This window comes from Crateriforma conspicua (genome assembly GCF_007752935.1).
GTDB lineage: Bacteria > Planctomycetota > Planctomycetia > Pirellulales > Pirellulaceae > Crateriforma > Crateriforma conspicua.
Genome location: NZ_CP036319.1, coordinates 3,627,857 through 3,650,240, shown reverse-complemented (window position 1 = coordinate 3,650,240; position 22,384 = coordinate 3,627,857). Strand labels below are relative to the sequence as shown.

At 58.6% G+C, this 22,384-nt stretch carries 16 protein-coding genes; 9 read left to right on the top strand and 7 right to left on the bottom strand.

The features are described 5' to 3' along the window. Positions 1 to 22: 22 nt before the first annotated feature. The 3 genes from Mal65_RS13600 to rny all read right to left on the bottom strand — a co-directional run bounded on the left by Mal65_RS13600 (position 23) and on the right by rny (position 3,621). Entirely contained in the window at positions 23 to 778 is a 756-nt protein-coding gene (locus Mal65_RS13600) for an apolipoprotein acyltransferase (RefSeq protein ID WP_145298499.1), read from the bottom strand. A gap of 178 nt (positions 779 to 956) precedes the next feature. After that, a complete protein-coding gene (locus Mal65_RS13595; protein WP_145298496.1) occupies positions 957 to 1,901 on the bottom strand; it encodes an alpha/beta hydrolase in 945 nt (314 codons plus the stop codon). A 151-nt stretch (positions 1,902 to 2,052) separates the two neighbouring features. Continuing rightward, entirely contained in the window at positions 2,053 to 3,621 is a 1,569-nt protein-coding gene (gene rny / locus Mal65_RS13590; RefSeq protein ID WP_145298493.1) for a ribonuclease Y, read from the bottom strand. Positions 3,622 to 3,941: 320 nt separating this feature from the next. Between rny and tilS the strand changes: the two genes are divergently transcribed. Next, complete coding sequence (tilS, locus tag Mal65_RS13585) at positions 3,942 to 5,027, top strand: tRNA lysidine(34) synthetase TilS (protein ID WP_231131133.1); 1,086 nt, start codon at positions 3,942 to 3,944, stop codon at positions 5,025 to 5,027. On the opposite strand, the gene bcp is transcribed toward tilS, so the two are convergent. After that, positions 5,011 to 5,484 carry a thioredoxin-dependent thiol peroxidase gene (bcp, locus tag Mal65_RS13580; protein ID WP_145298487.1) on the bottom strand — a complete coding sequence of 158 codons (474 nt, stop codon included), beginning with the start codon at positions 5,482 to 5,484 and terminating at the stop codon, positions 5,011 to 5,013. The genes tilS and bcp overlap by 17 nt on opposite strands. Positions 5,485 to 5,757: 273 nt before the next feature. Between bcp and rsfS the strand changes: the two genes are divergently transcribed. The 3 genes from rsfS (at position 5,758) to Mal65_RS13565 (ending at position 9,932) form a co-directional block, all read left to right on the top strand. Beyond that, on the top strand, positions 5,758 to 6,306 hold the full coding sequence (rsfS, locus tag Mal65_RS13575; RefSeq protein ID WP_196784140.1) for a ribosome silencing factor: 549 nt from the start codon (positions 5,758 to 5,760) through the stop codon (positions 6,304 to 6,306). A gap of 15 nt (positions 6,307 to 6,321) precedes the next feature. Beyond that, a complete protein-coding gene (argS, locus tag Mal65_RS13570) occupies positions 6,322 to 8,310 on the top strand; it encodes an arginine--tRNA ligase (protein ID WP_145298484.1) in 1,989 nt (662 codons plus the stop codon). Between the two features lie 1,220 nt (positions 8,311 to 9,530). Then, on the top strand, positions 9,531 to 9,932 hold the full coding sequence (locus Mal65_RS13565) for a hypothetical protein (RefSeq protein WP_145298481.1): 402 nt from the start codon (positions 9,531 to 9,533) through the stop codon (positions 9,930 to 9,932). Between the two features lie 148 nt (positions 9,933 to 10,080). On the opposite strand, the gene Mal65_RS13560 is transcribed toward Mal65_RS13565, so the two are convergent. The 3 genes from Mal65_RS13560 to Mal65_RS13550 form a co-directional block, all read right to left on the bottom strand. Further along, entirely contained in the window at positions 10,081 to 10,566 is a 486-nt protein-coding gene (locus Mal65_RS13560) for a glycine cleavage system protein H (RefSeq protein ID WP_196784139.1), read from the bottom strand. Positions 10,567 to 10,805: 239 nt separating this feature from the next. Next, the gene (locus Mal65_RS13555; protein ID WP_145298478.1) at positions 10,806 to 12,122 is read right to left on the bottom strand and encodes a coproporphyrinogen-III oxidase family protein; all 1,317 of its coding nucleotides are present in this window, start codon (positions 12,120 to 12,122) and stop codon (positions 10,806 to 10,808) included. Positions 12,123 to 12,286: 164 nt separating this feature from the next. Next, positions 12,287 to 13,468 (bottom strand): BamB-related PQQ repeat family beta-propellar protein, encoded by a 1,182-nt coding sequence (locus tag Mal65_RS13550; protein ID WP_145298475.1) that lies wholly within the window; start codon positions 13,466 to 13,468, stop codon positions 12,287 to 12,289. Positions 13,469 to 13,786: 318 nt separating this feature from the next. Between Mal65_RS13550 and aroD the strand changes: the two genes are divergently transcribed. The 5 genes from aroD (at position 13,787) to Mal65_RS13525 (ending at position 21,939) form a co-directional block, all read left to right on the top strand. Beyond that, positions 13,787 to 15,277 carry a type I 3-dehydroquinate dehydratase gene (gene aroD / locus Mal65_RS13545; protein ID WP_145298472.1) on the top strand — a complete coding sequence of 497 codons (1,491 nt, stop codon included), beginning with the start codon at positions 13,787 to 13,789 and terminating at the stop codon, positions 15,275 to 15,277. Between the two features lie 138 nt (positions 15,278 to 15,415). Then, positions 15,416 to 15,853, top strand: a complete 438-nt coding sequence (locus Mal65_RS13540; RefSeq protein ID WP_145304900.1) for a GNAT family N-acetyltransferase — start codon at positions 15,416 to 15,418, stop codon at positions 15,851 to 15,853. Positions 15,854 to 16,042: 189 nt separating this feature from the next. Beyond that, positions 16,043 to 18,790 carry a hypothetical protein gene (locus Mal65_RS13535; protein ID WP_145298468.1) on the top strand — a complete coding sequence of 916 codons (2,748 nt, stop codon included), beginning with the start codon at positions 16,043 to 16,045 and terminating at the stop codon, positions 18,788 to 18,790. A 1,255-nt stretch (positions 18,791 to 20,045) separates the two neighbouring features. Further along, positions 20,046 to 20,597, top strand: coding sequence for a transcription termination/antitermination protein NusG (nusG, locus tag Mal65_RS13530; RefSeq protein WP_145298465.1), 552 nt, complete (start codon positions 20,046 to 20,048; stop codon positions 20,595 to 20,597). A gap of 361 nt (positions 20,598 to 20,958) precedes the next feature. Continuing rightward, positions 20,959 to 21,939 (top strand): GDP-mannose 4,6-dehydratase, encoded by a 981-nt coding sequence (locus Mal65_RS13525; RefSeq protein ID WP_145298463.1) that lies wholly within the window; start codon positions 20,959 to 20,961, stop codon positions 21,937 to 21,939. The last annotated feature ends 445 nt before the right edge of the window (positions 21,940 to 22,384 follow it).

Sequence of the window (22,384 nt, the reverse complement as noted above, 5' to 3'; positions counted from 1 at the left end):
GCGCCGCAGCGACATCGCACGTCTAGCGGCGCGGGATGTAAAAATCGACCGTGTCTTTTCGCATGATGCGGTACTTCACCCCGTGCCGCCAAAGCACAAAGTAAGGACTGAACGGGTCGACCAGCGCGATCGCATCCTGGTCGTTCCCGTCGCCCGCTTGATCACGGACGACCTCGCGGTAAAGCGGCCACATCAAATAGTCACGCAGCATCGCATCGCAATTGATGAAATAGAAAGCGGGACGCAAAGTTTCCGCTAAACCCGCGTGGGGCATTTCGATTCGACCGGTCAACTGGCCGACGCGATCCAGAAAGACTTTCAACAAGTCGCTGCGATTCACATCGTCTTTGGGGTGCTTGGGCGGTGCCCCTTCCAAAACACGGATCTCCGGCATCGGGTCCAACGCGTCGCCCGTGACATCGTCGCCCGTGATCGTGGCAAGCGCACGTACGCCGCGCAGCCAGTCACGCCCTGCCTTGGAAACAATATCCGCGGGAATCGGGTCCGGTCGACGAACGACAAAGTACAAATCACGACGCCCGTCGGACCTTTGGTTGTGCCCGGCAACGTCGTACAGACGATCCAGTCGCTCGTGGACTTCGTCGCCGCCCGGAAGATCGCGAAACACGTCCCCCAAACCTGTGCCGTCGGGACGAAAGTGCTGGAAGAAACCGATCAGACTGTCGGGGCCGTCCATGACCGGACCACCGGCGTCATCTTGGCCCATGATGTTGGCGGCATCACGACAACGTTCGATCAATTCGGCCGGTTGGATCAAGAAAGTGAATCCTGGTTGAAGGTCGATGGGTCGGACGCGCCGCCGGAACCGAGCCGCCAGACTTCAAAACGTCCCGCAAACATGCGGGCATGGACGGTATCGGCTGCGAAAACCGGGGTACTGTAGCGGCGCGATCAAGTCGCACCAGGTCCGGCCGTCATCGATCGCCCCGGCGCGTCTACTGACGCTCGATCCATTCGTTGATTTCATCGGTGATCGTCACGTATTCGCCGATGAACTTCATCATCCCCGCGACGACCGGTTCGTGCGTTGCCAAAGCCAGCCCCGATAAACTGTTGGACTGCATCATCGGGACCAGCCCGGTCGCCGATCCACGTCCGATGCGTTTCTTGGTGGCTTCGATTTGCTTGGCCAATCGCATCGCTTCTTTCGCGTCGTCCGAACCCGAACCGGCGACGATCATCGTTGGCAGACGAATCATCGCAGGGTCACGAATCACTTTGTCGATCGCCAATCCTTTGAATGTCTTCTTGGGGCTGACATAGATCACCGCTTTGACGTCCTGGCCCTGTTTCTTGCGGCCGACACTGGGAAAGGCCCAGTCGCGTTGCGTCCAGGTCGCGCCAAAAATGGCACCTTCGCCGACGCCGATCACCACCAAAGCGTTCAGGTTCAGCTTGCCGTCGTTATTCTCGTCCTTCAAGAAACCCTTGGCGGCTTCCAAGTCCGACGACACGATCGCTTCCATGTCGGAGCGTCCCATTCGCTGAGGATCAAACTCTCTTTCTCGGCCGCTGCGATCCACATAAGTCCGGCTGCCACCGTGAGCGCGATACTCAGGAATCAAAACCGCAAAGCCTTGCTTTTGATAAAACTTGGCCATCGGCAAGTACGGACTCGCTTGCCCACCCCATTCATGAATCAACAGAATCGGGATCGCTTGTTTCTTCTTCGTCGACTCCAGATAGATCGCACGCAACTTCACGCCGTCGCGAGTGGTCAAGGTCACGGTGCGTGGTTCTGGTTCCGCCGGTTTTGTCGTTCGACGCTGTCGCCCCGGACGTGTTTCTTGGGCCGACGCACTGGACGGCAGACAGACGATCAAAGACGCGGCCGCCAACAGCAACAGGCCCGTTCGTCGTGACAAAAATTGCAAAGACAAGCTTGAAATCATGATTGGAATCGCCAGAAGATTCGGTCGGTTCGAATGAACGTTTTCCATTCTAACCACCGACGGTCACCGCTTCACATCCTTTCGGTCGACGTGATAGGTCTGGGAGCAAGACCGATAGCGTGCGAATTCGCCCCGACGTTTACTTGGCGACTTCGATGAAGTGGGATTCACGCACCACGGTGACCTTGATTTCACCCGGGTACGTCAGTTCCTGTTCAAAAGCTTTCGCGATTTCGCGACAGATCACGGCGGCGTGTTGATCATCGGTGTTTTCGCTGTTGACCAAGACACGAAGCTCTCGACCGGCACTGATGGCGAAAGCCTGATGAACGCCGTCAAACCGCTTGGCGATCGCTTCCAGTTCTTCCATCCGTTTGACGTACCGTTCCAGCGATTCACGGCGAGCCCCGGGGCGACTGGCGCTGCAGGCATCGGCGGTCGCCACCAGCATCGTGTACGGATATTCGGTCACGATTTCATCGTGGTGACCACGAGCCGCATGGACGACGACATCGCATTCACCCGACCTTGCCAACAAATCGCCACCGATTTTGGGGTGGCCGCCTTCCAGTTCGTGGTCCGCCGCCTTGCCGATGTCGTGCAGCAGTCCGGCGCGGCGTCCGAGGTCGCCGTCCAGTCCGATCATTTCGGCAAGCAGCCCGCTGATAAAGGCGACTTCAACGCTGTGCCGCAAAACGTTTTGGCTGTAGCTTGTCCGAAAATGCAATCGGCCCAGCATCTTGATCACGCGTTGATGCAGCCCACTGACGTTGATTTCGTCCGCCGCTTCGATGCCTTTGCGTTCAATGAAGGAATCAATTTCCTTCTCCGTCGCATCGACCGTTTCTTCGATTTTCGACGGGTGAATGCGTCCGTCGGTGATCAGCTTTTCCAGTGATGCCCGCGCGATCTCGCGACGCACCGGATCAAACGCGCTGACGATGACCACACCGGGCGTGTCGTCGATGATCAAATCCACACCGGTCTTCTTCTCGAACGCGCGGATGTTTCGACCTTCGCGACCGATGATCCGTCCTTTCATGTCATCGGTCGGGACGTCGACGGTGCTGGTCGTGGATTCGGCGGTGTGCGCTGATGCAAAACGCTGGATTGCCGTCAACAACATCTCGCGACTCTGTTGTTCGACTCGCTGTTCCAAAATCTTTTGATGTTTCAAAAGCGTTGCACCGACTTCGCTTTGCAGTTCATCACGCAACGAATCCAATAATTGATCCGTCGCCTCGGTCCGCGAAAGCCCGCTGGCCTTTTCCAGCACCTTGGTCTGTTCGTCGATGCGTTGTTGCAACAGTTCGCGTTGTTGATCCAGATCACGCGTTTTTTTGGTCAGCACCGTTTGGCTGTGTTCCAGCCCGCGTTGCTGTTTGATCAGACTTTCTTCCTGAGTTACCAACAATTCTTCGCGGCGTTCCAGCTTGCTGATCAGCTTGTGTTGCTGGTTTCGTTCAACAGCCAGTTCCTGTTCGGCATCGCGGCGCAACTGCAACGCTTGTTCTTTGGCGTCGACGATGATCCGGTTTCGTTCGACTTCCGCTTCCCGCTTGGCGGCTTCCTTGATCTCTTTGGCCTGCGTTTCCAAGCGTTGTTGGAATCGAGCGTACATCCGCTGGGCCACCGCCAGCACAGCGGCCACGCCCAAGAAGAAAAAGAACAGGCAGTAAAGGATGAATTGAGCTGTCTCGGCAGTCATGTCGCCAACGCGCGTCTTGCTAGGTCAGGGACGTTGAAACTCGTTGCCGGAATCGGAGCCCGTAGCGACCTGTCTATGTCAAAAGCGGCCGCCTAAGGACAGCTCGCTGAAAGTTGCCATGGTAGCGGTATTTGTCCACCGGCGGTATCACCGTCGCCCTGCCCAGGCCGACCCGCGCCGGGAAAAGCATCTGCGGTGCGGCGAATGAACCGGTCAGGCGGTATGGGTGACCATCAACCGTCGCGGTCGCCTCGGCGATTGTCGCCCGCAGCGACCGTGGCCATGATTCCGATATGTCCAGCCGTCCGAACGAAACGTCGATGTCGCCCCCGCCACAGAATCACTGGGACCGCCTGTTGGCCGGCGTCGGGCAGCGTTGGCCGGCCTCGCGTTGGACCGACACGGGCGTGGTGGTCGGTTGCAGCGGTGGTGGCGACAGCGTTGCGTTGCTGTTGGCGTTGCACACGATCCAGCGACAGACCGGCGGTTCCGGTTTTTTGGTCGTCGCACACTTCAACCACGGTCTTCGCGGCGACGCATCGCTGGGCGACGCGGAATTTGTTGCGGACTTGGCGAACAAGTTGGGGCTGACCCTGCGGTCCACCGCGGCGGGGCCAGGCGAAAGTGTGACCGACGAATCGACCCTACGCGACCAACGAATGGATTTCTTTCATCGCGTCGCAGCCGACGCGGGCGCCCGATACGTTGCCCTGGGACACACCCGCGATGATCGCGTGGAGACGTTTTTGCATCACTTGTTGCGCGGCAGCGGGCCGGCGGGTCTGTGTTCTCTGCCCGCATTCCGACCGCTCGGCCACACACCCGAACGCAATGATTTTGTCATCGCGCGGCCGCTATTGAATTTGCACCGGGATCAAATTCGCCTGGCATTGTCGGAGATCGACCAACCATGGCGCGAAGACGCCAGCAACCAGGAAACTGAATACACACGAAATTGGATCCGACACGACGTCTTGCCGGTTTTGCGTCAGCGGTTTCCGCAAAGCGACGACGCCATTGTTCGAGCCGCGACGACGCTGGAATCCTGGCAAGAAGTCATCGACGACTCGGCCCAGCGATGGGCGGACCGATCGATTCGATGCCATCCGGTGATGCCCGACGGACCGACCATCGAAATCGACGCCTGCGATCCACCCGCGACGGCCGTCGTTGTCATGGCGGTCCAGCAAGCATGGGACCGTCTGCTTTGGCCCCGAGGGGGCATGAAAGCGATGCACTGGACAGCGATCGACCAACAAATTCGTCAAGGCGACGCTTTTCTGCGGGCCGGAAAGCCGCAAGCCCACGATCCTGTCGTACCCGCATTAGCCACCGTGATGTTGGCCGGTTCGGTTCGACTTTCGCGGTCCGGCGGACACGTTCGCTTGGTCAGGCCAGTGCCTTGACCGCTTCGATCACCTGATCGTCGTGTCCATCGACGCGAACCCGTTTCCACACTTTGGCCACTTTACCGTCGGCGTCGATCAAAAAGGTCGAACGCTGGATCCCCATCGACTTTTTGCCGTACATGTTTTTTTCGCGATACGCACCGTACTTTTCCGACATCTTGTGATCCTTGTCGACCAGCAGCGGAAAAGGCAGATCGTATTTGTCTCGGAAATCCTGGTGGCTTTCGGCCGTGTCACCGCTGACGCCCAGCAATTGCACCCCCAGATCGGTCAGTTCCCCGTAACGGTCGCGAAACGCACAGGCTTCCTTGGTACAGCCCGGCGTATCGTCTTTGGGATAGAAGTACACGACGACCGGTTGGCCCTTCAGATCGGACAGTTTGACCTTATTGCCGTCGGCATTGGGCAATGTGAACGCGGGGGCTTTCGTGCCGGCTTCGATCCAGTCAGCCATGGTGTTTGGTTCCTAATTTGCTGCAGTTATGGGGTCGACGGAGGTTTGGACCGCTAATCATTACGGTCACGATCTGATAAAAACGGGTCTCGCGGCAGTTTTACAGCCTGACAATGGTTCCGCGGCGCGTTCCCTCGGATCGTGCACCCCGCCGGGCGGTCTGTCCATCGGACATCCCATGGAAACCGTCATCGCGTCGTGCCCATCCCCATGACGACCGGGAATGATCCCGGCATCGTCGATCCCCCTTTTATACGAATTGAAGCAGTTTTCGTGACCGAATCCGAAACGCCTTCGAACGACGGACCCGATTCGACGCCCCAAACGGACGCCAGTGGCGACGGCGATATGGGGCAACAGAAGTCCAAGCCTGTGTCGGCCAATCAATGGATGACGACCGATTCTTGGGCCATCCGACCTTTGGGGTTGGACGGCAGCCGCAAATTGGCCCGCGCGGCGATGAAAGTCGCGCTAGAAAACAAGGCCGACGATGCGTTGGTCTTGGACGTTTCGGGACAGTCGGCGGAATTTGATTTCTTCGTCGTCGCGACCGGGACCAGCCGCCGGCAATTGCATGCGATCAGCGAACAGATCGACGACGTGTTGCAAAAAGATCTCGGTGACCTGCGAATGGGCATCGAAGGCTATCAAGAAAGCAGCTGGATCGTATTGGATTACGGCAACGTCGTCATTCACTTGTTTGATGAAGACACCCGTCAGTATTACGACCTGGAATCGTTATGGGCCGATGCCAAGTGCTTGCGATGCGAAGACTTGGACTTGCGGCCCGACGGCACGGAAATGACGCCACCATCTGAATAGAAAGATTGACTCGCGATGCACCTGCCCCGTGAACTGCAACGCCGATTCCATGAAGTGATCCGGCAACACGTGGACGATCCCGAACAGTATTCAGGGATGATCCGCCCCACCAATGATCCCAAATTCGGCGATTATCAGTGCAACGCCGCGATGCCTTTGGCCAAAAAAATTGGGGGCACCAACCCGCGCGATCTTGCCACCCAAATGGTCGACGCCCTTAGCGTCGGCGATCTGTGTGAATCGCCAGAGGTTGCGGGGCCCGGATTTATCAATCTGAAAATCCGTGACTCTTGGATTTTGGATCGCGTCGCCCAGATGACACAGGACGATCGCTGTGGCGTCGCGGCCGCGGATCAACCACGGAAGGTCATCATCGACTTTTCATCGCCCAACGTCGCCAAACCGATGCACGTAGGGCACATCCGCAGCACCGTGATCGGAGATGCCCTGGCACGCGTCCTGAACTTTCTAGGGCACTACACGATCACCGACAATCATTTGGGCGACTGGGGCACCCAATTCGGAATCATCATCTTTGGTTACAAGAACTTTGGTGACCCCGACACCGTGGCCAAAAACCCGGTGCCCGAATTGGCCAAGCTGTACCGGCTGGTGAATCAGATCAGCGAGTATCAAAAGGCTTGCAACCAATTGCCCGTCGCCAAGCAATCGGTGGATGACGCCCAGAATCTGATCGATGAACTGACCGGAAAGATTGAAGCGGCCGGTGACGATGCGAAGGCCGTCAAATCACTGAAAAAGAATCTGTCGGCGGCAAAAAAGCGTCTGCAATCCGCTCGCGACTCGGTCGCGGCGATGAATGCCAAGATGGACGCGGTGCAGACCAACGAAGACCTGTTGAAGATCAGCCAGCAATACCCCGACATTGCCCAGCGGTGTTTGTCGGAAACCGCAAAGTTGCATGAGGGCGATCAAGAAAACCTGGACTTGTGGACGAAGTTCTTGCCCTACTGTCGTGACGAGATCGATCGCATTTATGACCGTTTGGACGTGCAGTTCGATCACACGTTGGGCGAAAGCTTCTATCACGACCGTCTGCCGGGCGTGGTGGATCAATTGAGCCGTGATGGCATTGCGGCGGAAAGCGAAGGCGCGATCTGTGTCTTTTTGGACCAGTTTGATGCCCCCATGATCATTCGCAAAAAGGATGGGGCATTTCTGTACGCGACCACCGATCTGGCAACCCTGCAGTATCGCCGCGAAGAATTCGCGCCTGACGAGATTTTGTATGTGGTTGATACGCGACAGTCTGAGCACTTTGACAAACTGTTCGCCGTCGCACGGCGAATGGGGATGGAAGATGTCCGTCTGGTGCACGTGAACTTCGGCACGGTTTTGGGGGCCGACGGCCGTCCCTTGAAAACACGCAGCGGCACCCTGATCGGGCTGGAAAGTCTGCTGGACGATGCCGTCGCCCGTGCCCAAGCGGTCGTCTGTGATCCCGAAAGGTTACAGCGGATGGATCCCCCCATGACCGCCGACGAACAACAATCGGTGGCCGAAACGGTGGGGATCGGTGCCATTAAATTCGCGGATCTCAGTCATCACCGAACCAGCGATTATCAATTCAATTTGGATAAAATGGTCGCCCTGGATGGCAACACGGCGACCTACATCCAGTATTCGTACGCTCGCACCCAAAGCATTTTGCGGCGTGCGGAAATGGATGAAGAAGCCGTCGTCGCGTTGGCCTCGAAGACCGAATTGGTGTTCAGCCAGCCACAAGAACGTGCACTTGCGCTTCGTTTATTGCAATTCGAAGAAGCGTTGGTTTCGGTTTACGACGATTATGCCCCCAATCAATTGACCGACTATCTGTTTGAAACCGCACGTGCCTACGCCGTTTTCAATGACACGTGTCCCGTCTTGAAAGCGGAAACGGACCAGATGCGTGCCACCCGTTTGGTGTTGGTCGTGTTGTGCGGCCGCTTGCTGCGTAAAGGCTTGGAATTGTTGGGAATCGGCGTCGCTGCCCGCATGTGATCCCACCGCTTTTCTTTTGCGGTGCCAGGCGGTTGGGTTCTGTGGGAATGGCATGAATTCGATAGGCGTTCGGACGCCACTTTTACGGCGTACGACAATGATGGTTGAGCCGCCGGGCGCTAGCCACGGGTTCGGTCGGTTTGCGGGAACGGCCCGGCCGCTGACGCGTCACGGCTCACGGGGTAAGGCGACTTTGTGAGCCGCAGGGCGCTAGCCGCGGGTTCCGATGATTGACCGGCAAGTCCCGACGCCTGACTTTTGAGGATGCGCCTTTCTGGTAACCCGACGCGTGAGCGAGGGAAATATGGATGTGGACATCGCCTCGCTCACGCGTCGGGTTACCAAAAAAAACAATGACCCGGGTAAAAACGCAACTTCAAAACTCACGCGTCCGGTTGCCATTTGGCACAAGATCGGATCGGAGAAGCCCATACGGTCAGTGAGGGTTCGGACGCTATTTTCGAGGCGTGAAAGGCGACGATGGATGAGCCGCAGGGCGCTAGCCGCGGGTTCGGTTGGTTTGCGGGAACGGCCCGGCCGCTGACGCGTCACGGCTCACGCGGTAGGGCGACTTTGTGAGCCGCAGGGCGCTAGCCGCGGGTTCGGTCGGTTTACGGCAACGGCCCGGCCGCTGACGCGTCACGGCTCACGGGGTAAGGCGACTTTGTGAGCCGCAGGGCGCTAGCCGCGGGTTCCGATGATTGACCGGCAAGTCCCGACGCCTGACTTTTGAGGATGCGCCTTTCTGGTAACCCGACGCGTGAGCGAGGGAAATATGGATGTGGACATCGCCTCGCTCACGCGTCGGGTTACCAAAAAAAACAATGACCCGGGTAAAAACGCAACTTCAAAACTCACGTGTTTGGTTGCCATTTGGCACAAGATCGGATCGGAGAATCTCATTCGATCGTTGAGGTTCGGACGCTACGGATTTACCTGGCGTTACCCCGCTCCAGCGGTGCTCTTGTAATCATTCCTGAAAGCGAAAATCGGCGTTGCCGATTCCTTTCATATAGTTGAGGTTGCAAAGATCAGTCCTGATACGATTGACAAGGCCAAAAATTGTCATAGGCTTTGCCATGTGAATGAGTGATGACATGACGTTCGTCCGCATTCATGTTACTGCTGTGACACGATCATCGGCCGGATCCGCATCGTCGGTTTCCCCCCTTGGTCCCGTCGCAGCGCACGTGGCCAACTATTCTGAATTGGGAGCCGTTATGGCGAAGAAATCTGCAGGACCGAACAAGTCCGCGGCGATTCGTGAGTACTACGAAGCGAATCCGGGTGCAAAGCCCAAAGAGGTCAAAGAAGCCCTGTCCGCACAAGGCATCGAAACCTCCACTGCGTTTATCAGTACCATCAAGTCGAACATGAAAAAGGGTACCGGCACGAAAAAGCGTGGCCGTCCCGCCGGTGCAAGCCGCCGTGGTCGCCCCGCCGGCCGCAAGGCAAAGGCAACGGCGACTCGTGGCACCAAGCGTGCCGCTTCGGCAGCCCCGTCGAGCGTCGATGGCATTTCGATGGACGGCCTGATCAAGGCCAAGAAAATCGTCGATGAACTCGGCAGCGTCGAAGAAGCTCGCGTCGCCCTGAACGCGTTGGAAAAGCTGCTTCGCTAAGTTTGGCGTCGGGTAATCGCTTTCCCTAAGAGCATTCCCACACGTCCGAACGACATTGAAATCAAAATTGCCAGCGAACGTGCCCTCTGCGGCATCTTTCGCTGGCGTTTTTTATGCGCAAGCAGAATGTCGCGTGGGCGAAGCGGACCTACAGATTCGCTTGGCCCTTGATCGTCCGCTGAGCGACTTCCCACGCCTTTTCCAAATGCGCCAGATATTCATCGGGCGACATCAGATGATCCGATTCCATGGAATCGATTCGCCCGTCGCTCGGTCGCATCTCGAATAGCCAACCGTTGCCATAACAATCCGCATTGATCTGTGATGGATCATCCAGCACCGCGTCATTGATGACCGACATCACACCGGCGATCGGTGCGTACAGATCACTTTCGGCCTTCTTGCTTTCGATCGAGCCGATTTCGGCACGGTGCTTCACCGCTTGGCCGGGCTGAAAGGTCCAGTCTAGAAAATAGACGTCCTGCAACAATCGAACCGCATACGCCGTCAGACCGAATCGCAGCGACCCGGCCTCGTCCGGTCCTGTCGCCCACATATGGTTGGCCACAAACCGCCGATCAGTCGGAAATTCGGCCTGGTAATCGCCCATGGCGAAGGTCAGTGTCGAATTCAATGCTGGAACAATCCGGAATGGCGGTATGGAATCGGTAAACGGAGCGATGGACCGTTGGCCGCGTAAGTGCCCACGAGGCACTGTCTATCAATTCAACACGAAGGCCAATGAAAACGTTAACCCGTGCCTAATTTTCTGTCTCAAGGCTGGGCGTCGTCGCCTTCCGGATTGGAAAGCCGGCGTTTTGGAACGCTGCTTTTTTCGAGAGCGAAAGGCGACGATCAAGAAAGCAAGCGTTGTTAGGTGTAACGGACGTTTTGATGTTCCGGTTCAAAGAACGCCGGCAACATCGAATCAACTTGCAACAACCCGTCGGACGTCAATTCCACTCGGTCGTCACCGATCGTTGCCAACCCTGATTCGACATATCCATCCCAGACATCACGCCAGCGGTCCAGCACATCGACGTCAAACTTGTTGCGAAAATAATCCAGTTCCAAGTAACCACGCTTCAGCAACAAGATCATTTCACGAATCAGCTTTTGAAGATCCGTGGGAACAAACCCACGTCCCAGCGGCAACTGGCCCGATTCAATGGTCGAAAGATATTGGTCCATATGCGGTAGGTTTTGATAGTGCACGCCGGACGCATGGCCGAAACTGGCAATGCCGGTGGCCAACAGATCGGCCCCTTTCCACAGGTTGTCGCGGTAGCTGAAGTTTACCTTTTGGGGATCCTTGACCAGCGTATAGGCGCTGCTGACCGCATAGCCCGCCGCGGTGAATTCATCGAACGCATATCGGACCCAATCGCGTTTGGTGCCCCAGTCGGCGACGGGGCTCTCGCTTTGGTTTCCCAGGATGTCGGCGCTATAGACCGTGTTGTACGGCAATTCCATCTGATAAATGGTCAGACTTTCCGGTGACATCTCCAGCGCCTTTTGGACGTTGAATTTCCAGTTGTCCCACGTTTCGCCGACCATCCCGGCGATCAAGTCGATGTTGACGTTGTTGAACCCGGCCGCTTCGATCCATTCCCAGGCTGCAAAGACTTGCTTGGACAGGTGCGCGCGTCCGTTTTCTTCCAGAATGGCGTCGGTAAAGTTTTCCACCCCCAGACTTAGACGCGTCACGCCCATGACCTCGCGAAGCGTCTTTACCTTCGTTTCGCTCAAGGTTCCGGGTTCACATTCAAACGTGACCTCTTCCGCCCCGTCCCAAGTGATGTGTTGACGCAGCCGGTCGGCCAGTTTGGTCAACTGCTTGGGTGACAGAAAACTGGGGGTTCCGCCGCCAAAGTACACGAAACGGAATGGTCGATCGCCCATCACGGCACGGCGGCTGACCATTGAAATTTCGTCACACAACGCGTCCACGTACCGCTGCACTTCGGCCGCATTCACGTCGGTGAAGACTTTGAAGTAACAGAATTTGCAACGCTTTCGGCAAAACGGGATGTGCAGGTACAACCCCAGCGGTGTGTCTTCGGTTGGTGGGTTGTCCAGGGCCGATTCGACCGCAGGCAACTGATCTGATTTCCACTGGCTGTAGGGCGGGTAGTTGGAAATGAAATAGCTTCCAACTTCGGTCTTCTTGTCGCTTGGCGCGGAAGTCATATCCGGTATCGGGTGGCAGGAAAACGGATCGGTGGATGGTTACGGCGAAATTGTAAGGTCCAAGACGTCACGATTGATGCGCCGCTTTGCGAAGAATGTCGTTCCGCCAGGCTTTTCCGCAATGGCTGGGATTCCCCGGCGACATCGCATTCTTGGCCAACGCATCATTTTTGGGCCGCGGGGCCCAGACGCCGGACCACTCCATCATCATCGGCGATGATCATGGAATCGGACAGGATCGCGGGTGATCCGTACAACCCGCCGCGAAATTCCGTGACGGATTTTTCTTTGCCGGTTGTGAGGTCCAAGCGAACCAAGCGGCCATCGGTGGCGGCGATCCAAACGTCATTGCCGGCAACGACGGGCGACGCATCACTGTGGCGACGAAGCGAATAACGCCAACGATGCTGGCCGGTTTCTCGATCAATCGCATCGACTTTCTTGTTCTTGCTGCTGACGATCACCAAGTCATCGGTCATCGCGGCGCTGTTGCGATATTCCTGTGCGCGGTCCGGATCGGTGTATTCCCAAATCATGGTGCCGTCACGCCAATCGAAGGCAAAGATCATGCCTTCCATCGTCGCCACCACCGCCTGTTGATCCCGCACCGACACCGTGCTGCCGGTGGGGCCACCAAGAGGCAACAAGTCGCCGACGGCTTTTCCGCTGCGGACATCCACGACGTGCAGATTTCCGTCGCAACCGCCCAGAAACGTCCGCGTGCCCGCCAAGGTGGGGCTGCAGCGGATCTGGTCGCCCGTTTCGTAGACCCAGATTTGTTCGCCGGTTTTCCCGCCTAGCCTATACAGCGAACCGTCTTGGCTGGTCACCAGAACGTCGTCTTCGAAAAAGGTCGCACAACCGTCGATCGTGCCGTCGGTCTGGGCCGTCCAGATCTCTGATCCGTCGGCCACGTTCAGCGCGTACACGTTGCCGTCGATATCACCGATGACCAAACGGTCGCCGGAAAGGGTGGGCGAAGCGTTGAAACCGGTTTCGTAATCATGCGTCCACAGCGGCTTTCCGGACAGCAGGTCGATCGCCGTCAGTTTGCCCATCACGTCGGCGACGAACACGCGACCGTCGGCGACGACCGGGGTTGATTCGATCGCTTCCCCGGTTTCGTGTTCCCAAACGACGGTCAGGTCCGCCGGCAAGGTTTGGGCCACGGTCCCTGTTCCCTGGACGTCACCGCGGGCGGTCGTCCAGCCATCGTCGGCCCCCGACGCGGAACCGGGCAAAATCGCCAGCACCAGCATCGATGCAGCCAAGGCGGCGACGCGGAAATTCGCGGGGCGGGGACGAACGGGCCGATCGGCCGACGGACGCGTTCGGATGCAGATCATGAGCACTGGTTCCAGCATTGGTTCGAAAAATTGCGGCGTTTGTCCCGATGGACGGCTGATTTGCGGCATCGTGTTTGCCGCGTCGGCGTTCGATTCGGGGCCATTTTGACGCTAATTCGGTTTTAACGTCTCTTTGGGTTGCAATGACCGCGCCAAAGCCTGGTACGACGGGTCCGCACAGCCGGGTCTACGAAAAATCCGAGGGCCATTTATCATAGATGGCCCCGCCGATCGGGTGCGGACCGTTTTCTCGCCAGGCCAACGGTCCGTTTCTGTCCAGCGATTCCCGACTCACTCGTTCTATCACCGCACAGCTTTATGATTTGTGTTTCCCTCGGTCGCGCCCGCCATGCCCGGATGATTGCGGAACACAAGCACTTGGTCGAACAGGGCGTCAAGCTGGTCGAATTGCGTCTGGATTACATCGGCCGTGCGGTGAATCTGAAGCGTCTGATCGACGATCGTCCCGGCCCAGTGGTGATCACCGCACGACGACGCGATGACGGTGGGCGGTGGCTGAAGTCCGAAGAAGAACGCACGATGGTGTTGCGGAGTGCCATCGCCAGCGGTGTCGAATACGTCGACATCGAATCGGACATCGCCGACCAGATCCCGCGGTACGGCAACACCAAGCGAATCATCAGCTTCCACGACTTTGACGGCACGCCGGAAAACTTGGAAGACTTGCATGCCGCGATGGCCGCCGCGGATGCCGACATCGTCAAAATCGCGACGATGGCCAACACCTTCAGCGACAACGTCCGCATGATGGACTTGGCTCGACAGTCCAGCGTGCCGACGATTGCCATCTGCATGGGTGAAATGGGAATGTTGACGCGGATCTTGGCCCATCGCGTCGGCGCACCTTTCACCTACGCCACGTTCAGCACCGACAAAAAGATCGCGCCGGGACAGCTGCACTTCAAAGAAATGCAGGACGTGTACCGTTACGACCAGATCAACGACGACACCCAGTTGTACGGCTTGCTGGGGGATCCCGTTGGTGAAAGTTTTGATCCGCTGGTTCACAACAAAGCGTTCGCCGGCGAAGGCCACAATGCGTGCTTCCTGCCACTGCGCGTGCCGGAAGACGACCTGCACATCTTCATGGATCACGCCCGCGATATCGGCATCAACGGGCTGAGCATTGATCCGCCCCACCAAGGTCGTTCGATCGATTACTGCACCCAAGCCGAAGCCGCAGTCGCGGGCATCGGCGAACTGAACACCATGGCGTTGGATGACGAACGTGCGGTCGGATACAACACCGATTACCGCGCAGCGATGGACTGTATCAGCGAAGTCTTTGAACTGCACGCCGATGCGGAAAAGCCGATGCAAAGCATGTCGGCCACCGTCTTAGGTTCCGGCAGCCTGGCCAAAGCGATCGTCTGGGGTCTGCGGTCCAAGGGATGCAACGTCACGATCGCGACCAAGGATATGGAACAGGGCAACGAGATCGGATTGGCCCACGGTTGTCGTGTCGTCGAATGGGAATTGCGTCATGATTTTCGTGCCAATTTGTTGGTTAATGCCACTGACATCGGCATGCACCCCGATGTCGACAACAGCCCGTTCAACGCGGACCAACTGAACGAGTTGATGGTGGTGTTTGACACGGTGTACTACCCCGAACAAACGCTGTTGATCAAACACGCCAAGAACATCAAATGCCGCGTCATCACCGGGATCGACATGTACGTCCGCAAGATGGGATACCAGTACAAACTGTTCACCGGAAAACAGGCTCCGCTGGACGTGATTCGCAAAACGATCAAAGATGCGACCAACCCGGTTCAGTTGAACTAGTCATGGCTTGATTGAGCGTCGGCTGGCCAAGTTGACGTCGCGCTGAACCGTCACACGGAACATCGGTGCCTTCGGTCGTCGACGATTCCACCAGTTTGCATCGAAAGCTTTGACGCCCAGGAGGCTTCGACCGCGTTGATCGAAATTCGACAAGCGTTGCCCAGTGACGCGGCCGCCATTCACGCCTTGTTGCGCCCGTACGTTTCCCAGCGTTTGTTGCTGCAGCGGAGTGAAGCGGAGATCATCGAGCTGACGCGACACGGTTTCGTCGCCGACTTGATGGTCGATGACGGCCCGCCCAAGCCGATCGGGTTTTCAGCGGTCGAAATCTATAGCCCCAAGCTGGCGGAATTGCAGTGCTTGGCCGTGCATCACGAGCACCGAAATACCGGCGTCGGTCGACGGTTGGTCGAAGAGTGCTTGCAGCGGGCCCGCGAACTGGGGGTGATGGAAGTTTTGGCGATCAGTTCGTCCGAAGCTTTTCTCCGTTCGTGCGGCTTCGACTATTCGCTGCCGGATCAAAAGAAGGCGTTGTTTTGCCAGCTGCGACCGCGACTGTGGCAAGAAGAAGACTGAATCGATCGCGATCAGTCGCGGGAATTTGACTGCGTGCGGAAAGTTTTTCCAAGATTCTCGCGCGATGGTTGCACGGATCGATTATCAGGGCGCCACTAACCCTGGTGTCCCCGCCGCGGTCCAGGGTCTCCCATGATGCTTTGGCCGCCGGGGCTTGATGTCCGCCGCCTTTGAATTGACGCCCGAATCATGCGTTTGACCCTTCGCACGTTGTTGGCCTATCTGGACAGCACGCTGGACCCGCAGGACAGCGAGGCGCTGAAACAGAAAGTCCAGGAAAGCGCCTTTGCCGCTGAATTGGTTCGACGCATTCGCGCGTGCACGGCGGATCCAAAGCTGTCGGCACCGTCCCCCGAGGCGATCGGTCCGATCAACGACGCTAACGTGATCGCGGAATACTTGGACAGCACGTTGACGCCGGAACAGATCGCGGAGACGGAGCGTTTTTGCCTGGAATCCGACCAGCACTTGGCCGAAGCGGCGGCCTGTCACCAAATCCTGACCATCGCATTGGCCCAGAAGGCGACCGTCGATCCCGATTTGCGGGCTCACGTCCTGGGGCTTCCCGATCAAGTCGATGCCAGTGCGGCGACGGCGTTTTCGGTCAGCCAAGTTCCGCCGGTCACCAGTTTTTCCGATGTCGATGTGCCTGCCATGGCGGGGGCAACATCATCGGGCGACCAAGAATCGTTGGAGTCGGTTGGTGCGGCCGGCCCCGATGACCCGACGTTGGACGCGGTACCGCCGGTGGGCCCCGATGATTCGGGCGTTCGCACCGCCGTGACCCGAATCCGTGACAACACACCACCTGGAACCGCATCGGCCAACGCGCCGTCCGCGATCGCCGGCGCGAAGCCGCGACCCATTGGTCGTGATTTCTACAGCGGCACCGTGCGACCGTCGCGGATCACGCCGTGGCTGGTCACGTTGGGCCTGGCCGCGGTGTTTCTGTTCGTCTTCTCCAAAGCGTTCGAACCCGTGCTGAATCGCGAAACGGCGATGCAAGATACGGATGCCGAGGTGGATGCTGAATCTGATTCCCTGCCCATCGCTGGTCCGGCAGCGGAGCCCACTCAGTCCGAGGACTCGGCCACGGAATCGGAGGCTGAATTGGATACGGACACGGACGCCGAGCGGGCGACGGACGAAGCCGGCGATGACGCGACGGGCGACGAAGCCGAACCTGAAACCACTTCGCCGATGACCACGGATGATGCACCCAGTGTGGCGGAAACTCCGAACGACGACTCGGCTACTTCGCCCAGCGACGCCGATTCATCGACGACCGAAACGGCCGCATCGGATTCTGCATCGTCGGAATCCGCTTCATCGGAATCTGGAAACGAAATGTCCGACTCGGCCGCCACCCCGGAATCCCCGATCGCTGGTCCGGCCGATCCCGTGATGGCGGCGACGTATGATGCGACCAGCCCGAACCCGCAAAACACCTTGGCCACCGACCTGCCCGCTGATGATTCGTCGGTGATGGCTGATTCGGATGCGTCGAGCACGCCCGCTGATCCCGCCGCCTTGACGGAGATGTCCGACGATTCAACCGATTCCCTTGCCGAAGATGCGGCACCAGCCGAAGACACCGAACTGCCCGGTCCGGTGGTCGCGAATGAGTCGGAGTTGTTGGTTGCCGTTTCCGGCGAATCGACCGAGTTATTGAAACGAGGGGATGTGCTGGCCGTCGGCGATGATCTGATTGCCGCCCCGTTGTATCGCCCCGCCATCCTAACGCGTGACGACTTGACGGTCCGTGTCATTGGACCCGCCGAAATTCGCATCGCCGACCCGCCATTGGGCGAAGATCCTTCGGCGGTGTCGCCGGAGACGATCGAGTTGCAACGAGGCGGATTGCTGGTGACCACGGCGGAAGCGAACGGTCGTTTCACCTTCGTGTCCGGTGAATTTCGCGTTCAAGTCGATGCACCGGAGCCCGAGACGACGTTTGCGATCCGCCGTCGATTCCAAAGACCCCCGGGTGCATTGCCGCTGGATCCCGGCAGTGTTTCGCGGTCGATCGAAGTCACTTCGCTGGTCGGCCCACTTGAGATCACCACTGAAAAAGCGGTCTTAACGGATTCGACGCCAGAAGAGTCCATTGAAACCGACGACGCCGAAGGTGACGGGGCCGAGGACGGTGACGTTGATCCCGGTGACGTTAACTCCAGCGACGACGAACAGGCCGATGCACCCGAGGAAGCCGACTTGGCGGAACCCCAGCCCGCGGCCGAGCGACAGTGGGTCGAGGTCGGACAGACCGAACAGATCGTGGAGGGGGCTCAGTGGCTGGTGGATTCAGCCGGGAAGACGAAGGTACAGGCGCCGACGGAAAAACCAGGCTGGTTCACGCTGGAAGACGAAAGCTTGACTGCGGTTCAGCAGAGTGCCAGGGACGGATTGCTGGCGTTGATCGAACCTGAGAACGATTTAATTCTGGAACTTCGCGAGGCCCTGGACTTTCGCCGCAGCGAAGTCGGCGCACTGGCGGGCCAGACCTTGTTGGCACTGGGGCAACCCGACGTCTTCTTCGGATCCGCGGGGCTTTTGAACCGTCCGCGTCAGCGTCTGCATTGGCAAAGTCACTTCGAAGCGTTGCTGGATTACGTCAACACCAGCCCGGAACACGCACAGGCGGTGTTCGACGCGATCGGGCGGATGGAAATGGCGGACCAACCGATTTTGACGGAATTGCTGATCGGGCTGACCAACAAGCAGCTGGCGGCCGGTGCCGATGCGGGCTTGGTGGGGAATCTCGACTCGCCATCGATGTCCGTCCGCGTCCTGGCCGTAGAGAATCTTCGCCAGATCACCGGCACGACCGCCTATTTTAACGCTGCGGAGACCAATCAGTCGAAACGTCAGAACGACCTCAAGAAGTGGCAAATCCGTGTCCGCAAAGGCGACATCCGCTACCCGGATTCACCCTGACGCCCCCCAACTTCCTTCACCTCCCCGTAAGCCGTGACGCGTCAGCGGCCGGGCCCCCATCCATGCACCAACCCGAACCCGCGGCTAGCGCCATGCGGCTCATAAAGACACCCTCACCCCGTGAGCCGTGACGCGTCAGCGGCCGGGCCCCCATCCATGCACCAACGCAAACCCGCGGCTAGCGCCACGCGGCTCATAAAGACACCCTCACCCCGTAAGCCGTGACGTGTCAGCGGCCGGGCCCCCATCCATGCACCAACGCAAACCCGCGGCTAGCGCCATGCGGCTCATAAAGACACCCTCACCCCGTGAGCCGTGACGCGTCAGCGACCGGGCCCCCATCCATGCACCAACGCAAACCCGCGGCTAGCGCCACGCGGCTCACATCGTCGCCTTTCGCTCCGCCGAAAGTAGCGAGCCACTGCCGCCACCCTCCCCGGAATCTCGTCCCTCGATCCCGACCCTCCCGCAAAGCAGGAGGGTGATTCGCATTTTCTTTCACCCTCCCTCCGGGAGGGTCGAGCCTAATCGAGGGGTGGGCCGTTCCCGCAAACCAACCCAAACCCGCGGCTAGCGCCATGCGGCTCACAAAGTGCCATCACCGGCCGGGCCGTTCCCGCAAACCAACCAAACCCGCGGCTAGCGCCATGCGGCTCACAAAGGCCCATCACCGTCCGGGCCCCCACACCCATCAACCTCCCTCCGCGATCCGGTCAATTCCGCCGGCGAAGTTTGCCAGAAATACCGTTCAGGAATTGCCGGTTTTTCGGTTTGCGATCTTTCTTCCTTACCGGCTCGCGCGGGTGGGCCCATTCATCGAAGATTCTCTGACCGGTTCCTTGCGGAACTAACTGCGCGAAGGCAAGCTACAGAGCGCGGCGGATGAAGCTTATCTGAACGACCCGTTCGGGTCCCAAGGGACGTCTTCCCCGGCCGTCGATCCAAATGGCCAACGCGTAAGCACAAACTCAATGTTTCACGCGTTCTTCCAGTAACGATCGATTTAGTTTGGCAATGGAAATATTGAGATGGACCCGGCAGCAAGCACAAACTTGCCGGCGAAGTCCACAGAGCCGCATCGGACGGCTGAGGTGTCACCCAAGGGGACGAAGTCCGCGCCGACCGAACGCCCCGACCCACGAAACATGATCCGGATTCAACCGGTTCGCCCACCTTGCTAGGCTTGATGCCAGCACAGGTGCACTGGTTCGCCACCGGCGGACACCAAACGCTCACACACGCACGACCGCGACACATGCCGATTCTTGCTGCCGAGCCCGACCGACTGCCAGACAACTTGTTTGAACTGGACGAAGTCACCGAACAGCCGTGGTGGATGGTCTACACCAACTCACGGCAAGAAAAACAACTGATGCGTCACCTGCGAAAGCACAACGTGCCGCACTACGGACCGCTGATCCCGAAACGATACCGGTCCCCGGCCGGACGCATCCGCACCTCGTTCTTGCCCCTGTTCACGAACTATGTGTTCGTCATGGGCGACAACGAAGCACGATACCAAGCCGTCTGCAGTGGTTGCGTTTCGACGGCCGCAGAAGTTCCCGACTCGGCGGAATTGGTGCACGACCTGCGACAGATCCATGATCTGATCGAGATGGATGTGCCGCTGACGCTGGAAAGCAAAATCGAAGCGGGCCAACTCGTTCGTGTCCGTAACGGTGCGTTCGCCGGATACGAAGGTACGGTGGTCCGCCGCGAAGGCGAAACACGCCTGCTGGTCGCCGTTCGATTCATGGAACAAGGCGTCAGCGTCGCCCTGGAAGACTGCCAAGTCGAAGCGATTTAATCCCAAAGTCGCCTTTCGCTCCGCGAAAGTAGCGTCCGCCCCTCACCCAAACACCCTCCCCGGAATCTCGTCCCTCGATCCCGACCCTCCCGCAAAGCAGGAGGGTGAATCGCAACATCCTTCACCCTCCCCCCGTGAGCCGTGACGCGTCAGCGGCCGGGCCCAAACGCACGCCACCGCCACCCCAACACAAACCCGCGGCTAGCGCCAAGCGGCTCACAAAGTCACCCTCCCCCCGTGAGCCGTGACGCGTCAGCGGCCGGGCCCAAACGCACGCCACCGCCACCCCAACACAAACCCGTGGCTCACATCGTCGCCTTTCGCTCCGCGAAAGTAGCGTCCGCCCCCAACCCACCATTCCTTGACCACCACCTCCCTGATCACCGGCATCACCGGTCAAGATGGCTCCTACCTGACCGAACGCCTGCTTTCGCAAGGCCACACGGTCCACGGAATCGTTCGCCGCAGCAGTACAACCGCCCGAGGCCGAATCGATCACCTGTATCACGACAAGAACATCTATAACCAACGGCTGTTCCTGCACTACGCCGACCTGAACGATTCCACCACCATCCGGCGAATCCTGGTCAAGACCCAGCCGGATCACATGTACCACTTGGCGGGCCAAAGTCACGTCGGCACCAGCTTCGAGATTCCCGAGACCACATCGCAGTTCACCGCGATGGGAACGCTGAAGATCCTGGAGATCCTGCGCGACCTAGAAAAACAACCGCGGTTCCTGCACATCAGCAGCAGTGAGATCTTTGGCCGCCCGGAACATTCCCCCCAAGACGAATCGACCGCGATGCGACCGGTCACGCCCTACGGTGTTGCCAAGACCTTCGCGACCCAGATGGTGCAACTATATCGAGAATCCTTCGGTTTATTCGCTTGCAACGCGATCTGTTACAACCACGAATCGCCGCGACGTGGTGAATCATTCGTCACACGCAAGATCGCTCGAGCCGTCGCTGCGATCCACGCCGGCCACAGCGATAAACTTCGACTGGGCACCATCGATTCACGCCGTGACTGGGGCTACGCACCGGAATACGTCGACGCGATGCACCGGATGTTGTGCCAAGACCAACCCGACGACTTCATCATCGCCACCGGACGCCAACACAGCGTCGAAGACTTTCTAGCGTTCGCATTCGACTCGGTCGGTTTGAACTGGAAAGACCATGTGGAACATGACGCGAAGTATGTGCGTCCAAGCGAAGTGTCCAACCTGGTCGGCAATCCCGCCAAAGCCGAACAACAACTCGGCTGGACCGCCCAAACGCAACTGCCCGAACTAGCCGCGCTGATGGTCAAACGCGAAATCGAAAGAATCACCTAACCAGAATCAACCCCCGTGAGCCGTGACGCGTCAGCGGCCGGGCGTTCCCAACATCCACCAACACAAACCCGCGGCTAGCGCCATGCGGCTCACAAAGTCGCCTTTCGCTCCGCGAAAGTAGCGTCCGCCCCTCACTGAAACACCCTCCCCGGAATCTCGTGCCTCGACTCCGACCCTCCCGCAAAGCAGGAGGGTGAACCCCAACATCCTTCACCCTCCCCGTGAGCCGTGACGCGTCAGCGGCCGGGCGTTCCCAACATCCACCAACACAAACCCGCGGCTAGCGCCATGCGGCTCACAAAGTCGCCTTTCGCTCCGCGAAAGTAGCGTCCGCCCCTCACTGAAACACCCTCCCCGGAATCTCGTGCCTCGACTCCGACCCTCCCGCAAAGCAGGAGGGTGAACCCCAAATTCCTTTACCCTCCCTCCGGGTGGCCTGACGAAT

Excerpts from the sequence above, each read along its gene's own strand:
- Mal65_RS13535 (WP_145298468.1), top strand. The coding sequence starts at position 16,043 with ATGCGTTTGACCCTTCGCACGTTGTTGGCCTATCTGGACAGCACGCTG.
- rny (WP_145298493.1), bottom strand. The coding sequence starts at position 3,621 with ATGACTGCCGAGACAGCTCAATTCATCCTTTACTGCCTGTTCTTTTTC.
- tilS (WP_231131133.1), top strand. The coding sequence starts at position 3,942 with ATGTCGCCCCCGCCACAGAATCACTGGGACCGCCTGTTGGCCGGCGTC.
- argS (WP_145298484.1), top strand. The coding sequence starts at position 6,322 with ATGCACCTGCCCCGTGAACTGCAACGCCGATTCCATGAAGTGATCCGG.
- Mal65_RS13550 (WP_145298475.1), bottom strand. The coding sequence starts at position 13,468 with ATGATCTGCATCCGAACGCGTCCGTCGGCCGATCGGCCCGTTCGTCCC.
- bcp (WP_145298487.1), bottom strand. The coding sequence starts at position 5,484 with ATGGCTGACTGGATCGAAGCCGGCACGAAAGCCCCCGCGTTCACATTG.
- nusG (WP_145298465.1), top strand. The coding sequence starts at position 20,046 with ATGCCGATTCTTGCTGCCGAGCCCGACCGACTGCCAGACAACTTGTTT.
- Mal65_RS13565 (WP_145298481.1), top strand. The coding sequence starts at position 9,531 with ATGGCGAAGAAATCTGCAGGACCGAACAAGTCCGCGGCGATTCGTGAG.
- Mal65_RS13555 (WP_145298478.1), bottom strand. The coding sequence starts at position 12,122 with ATGACTTCCGCGCCAAGCGACAAGAAGACCGAAGTTGGAAGCTATTTC.
- aroD (WP_145298472.1), top strand. The coding sequence starts at position 13,787 with ATGATTTGTGTTTCCCTCGGTCGCGCCCGCCATGCCCGGATGATTGCG.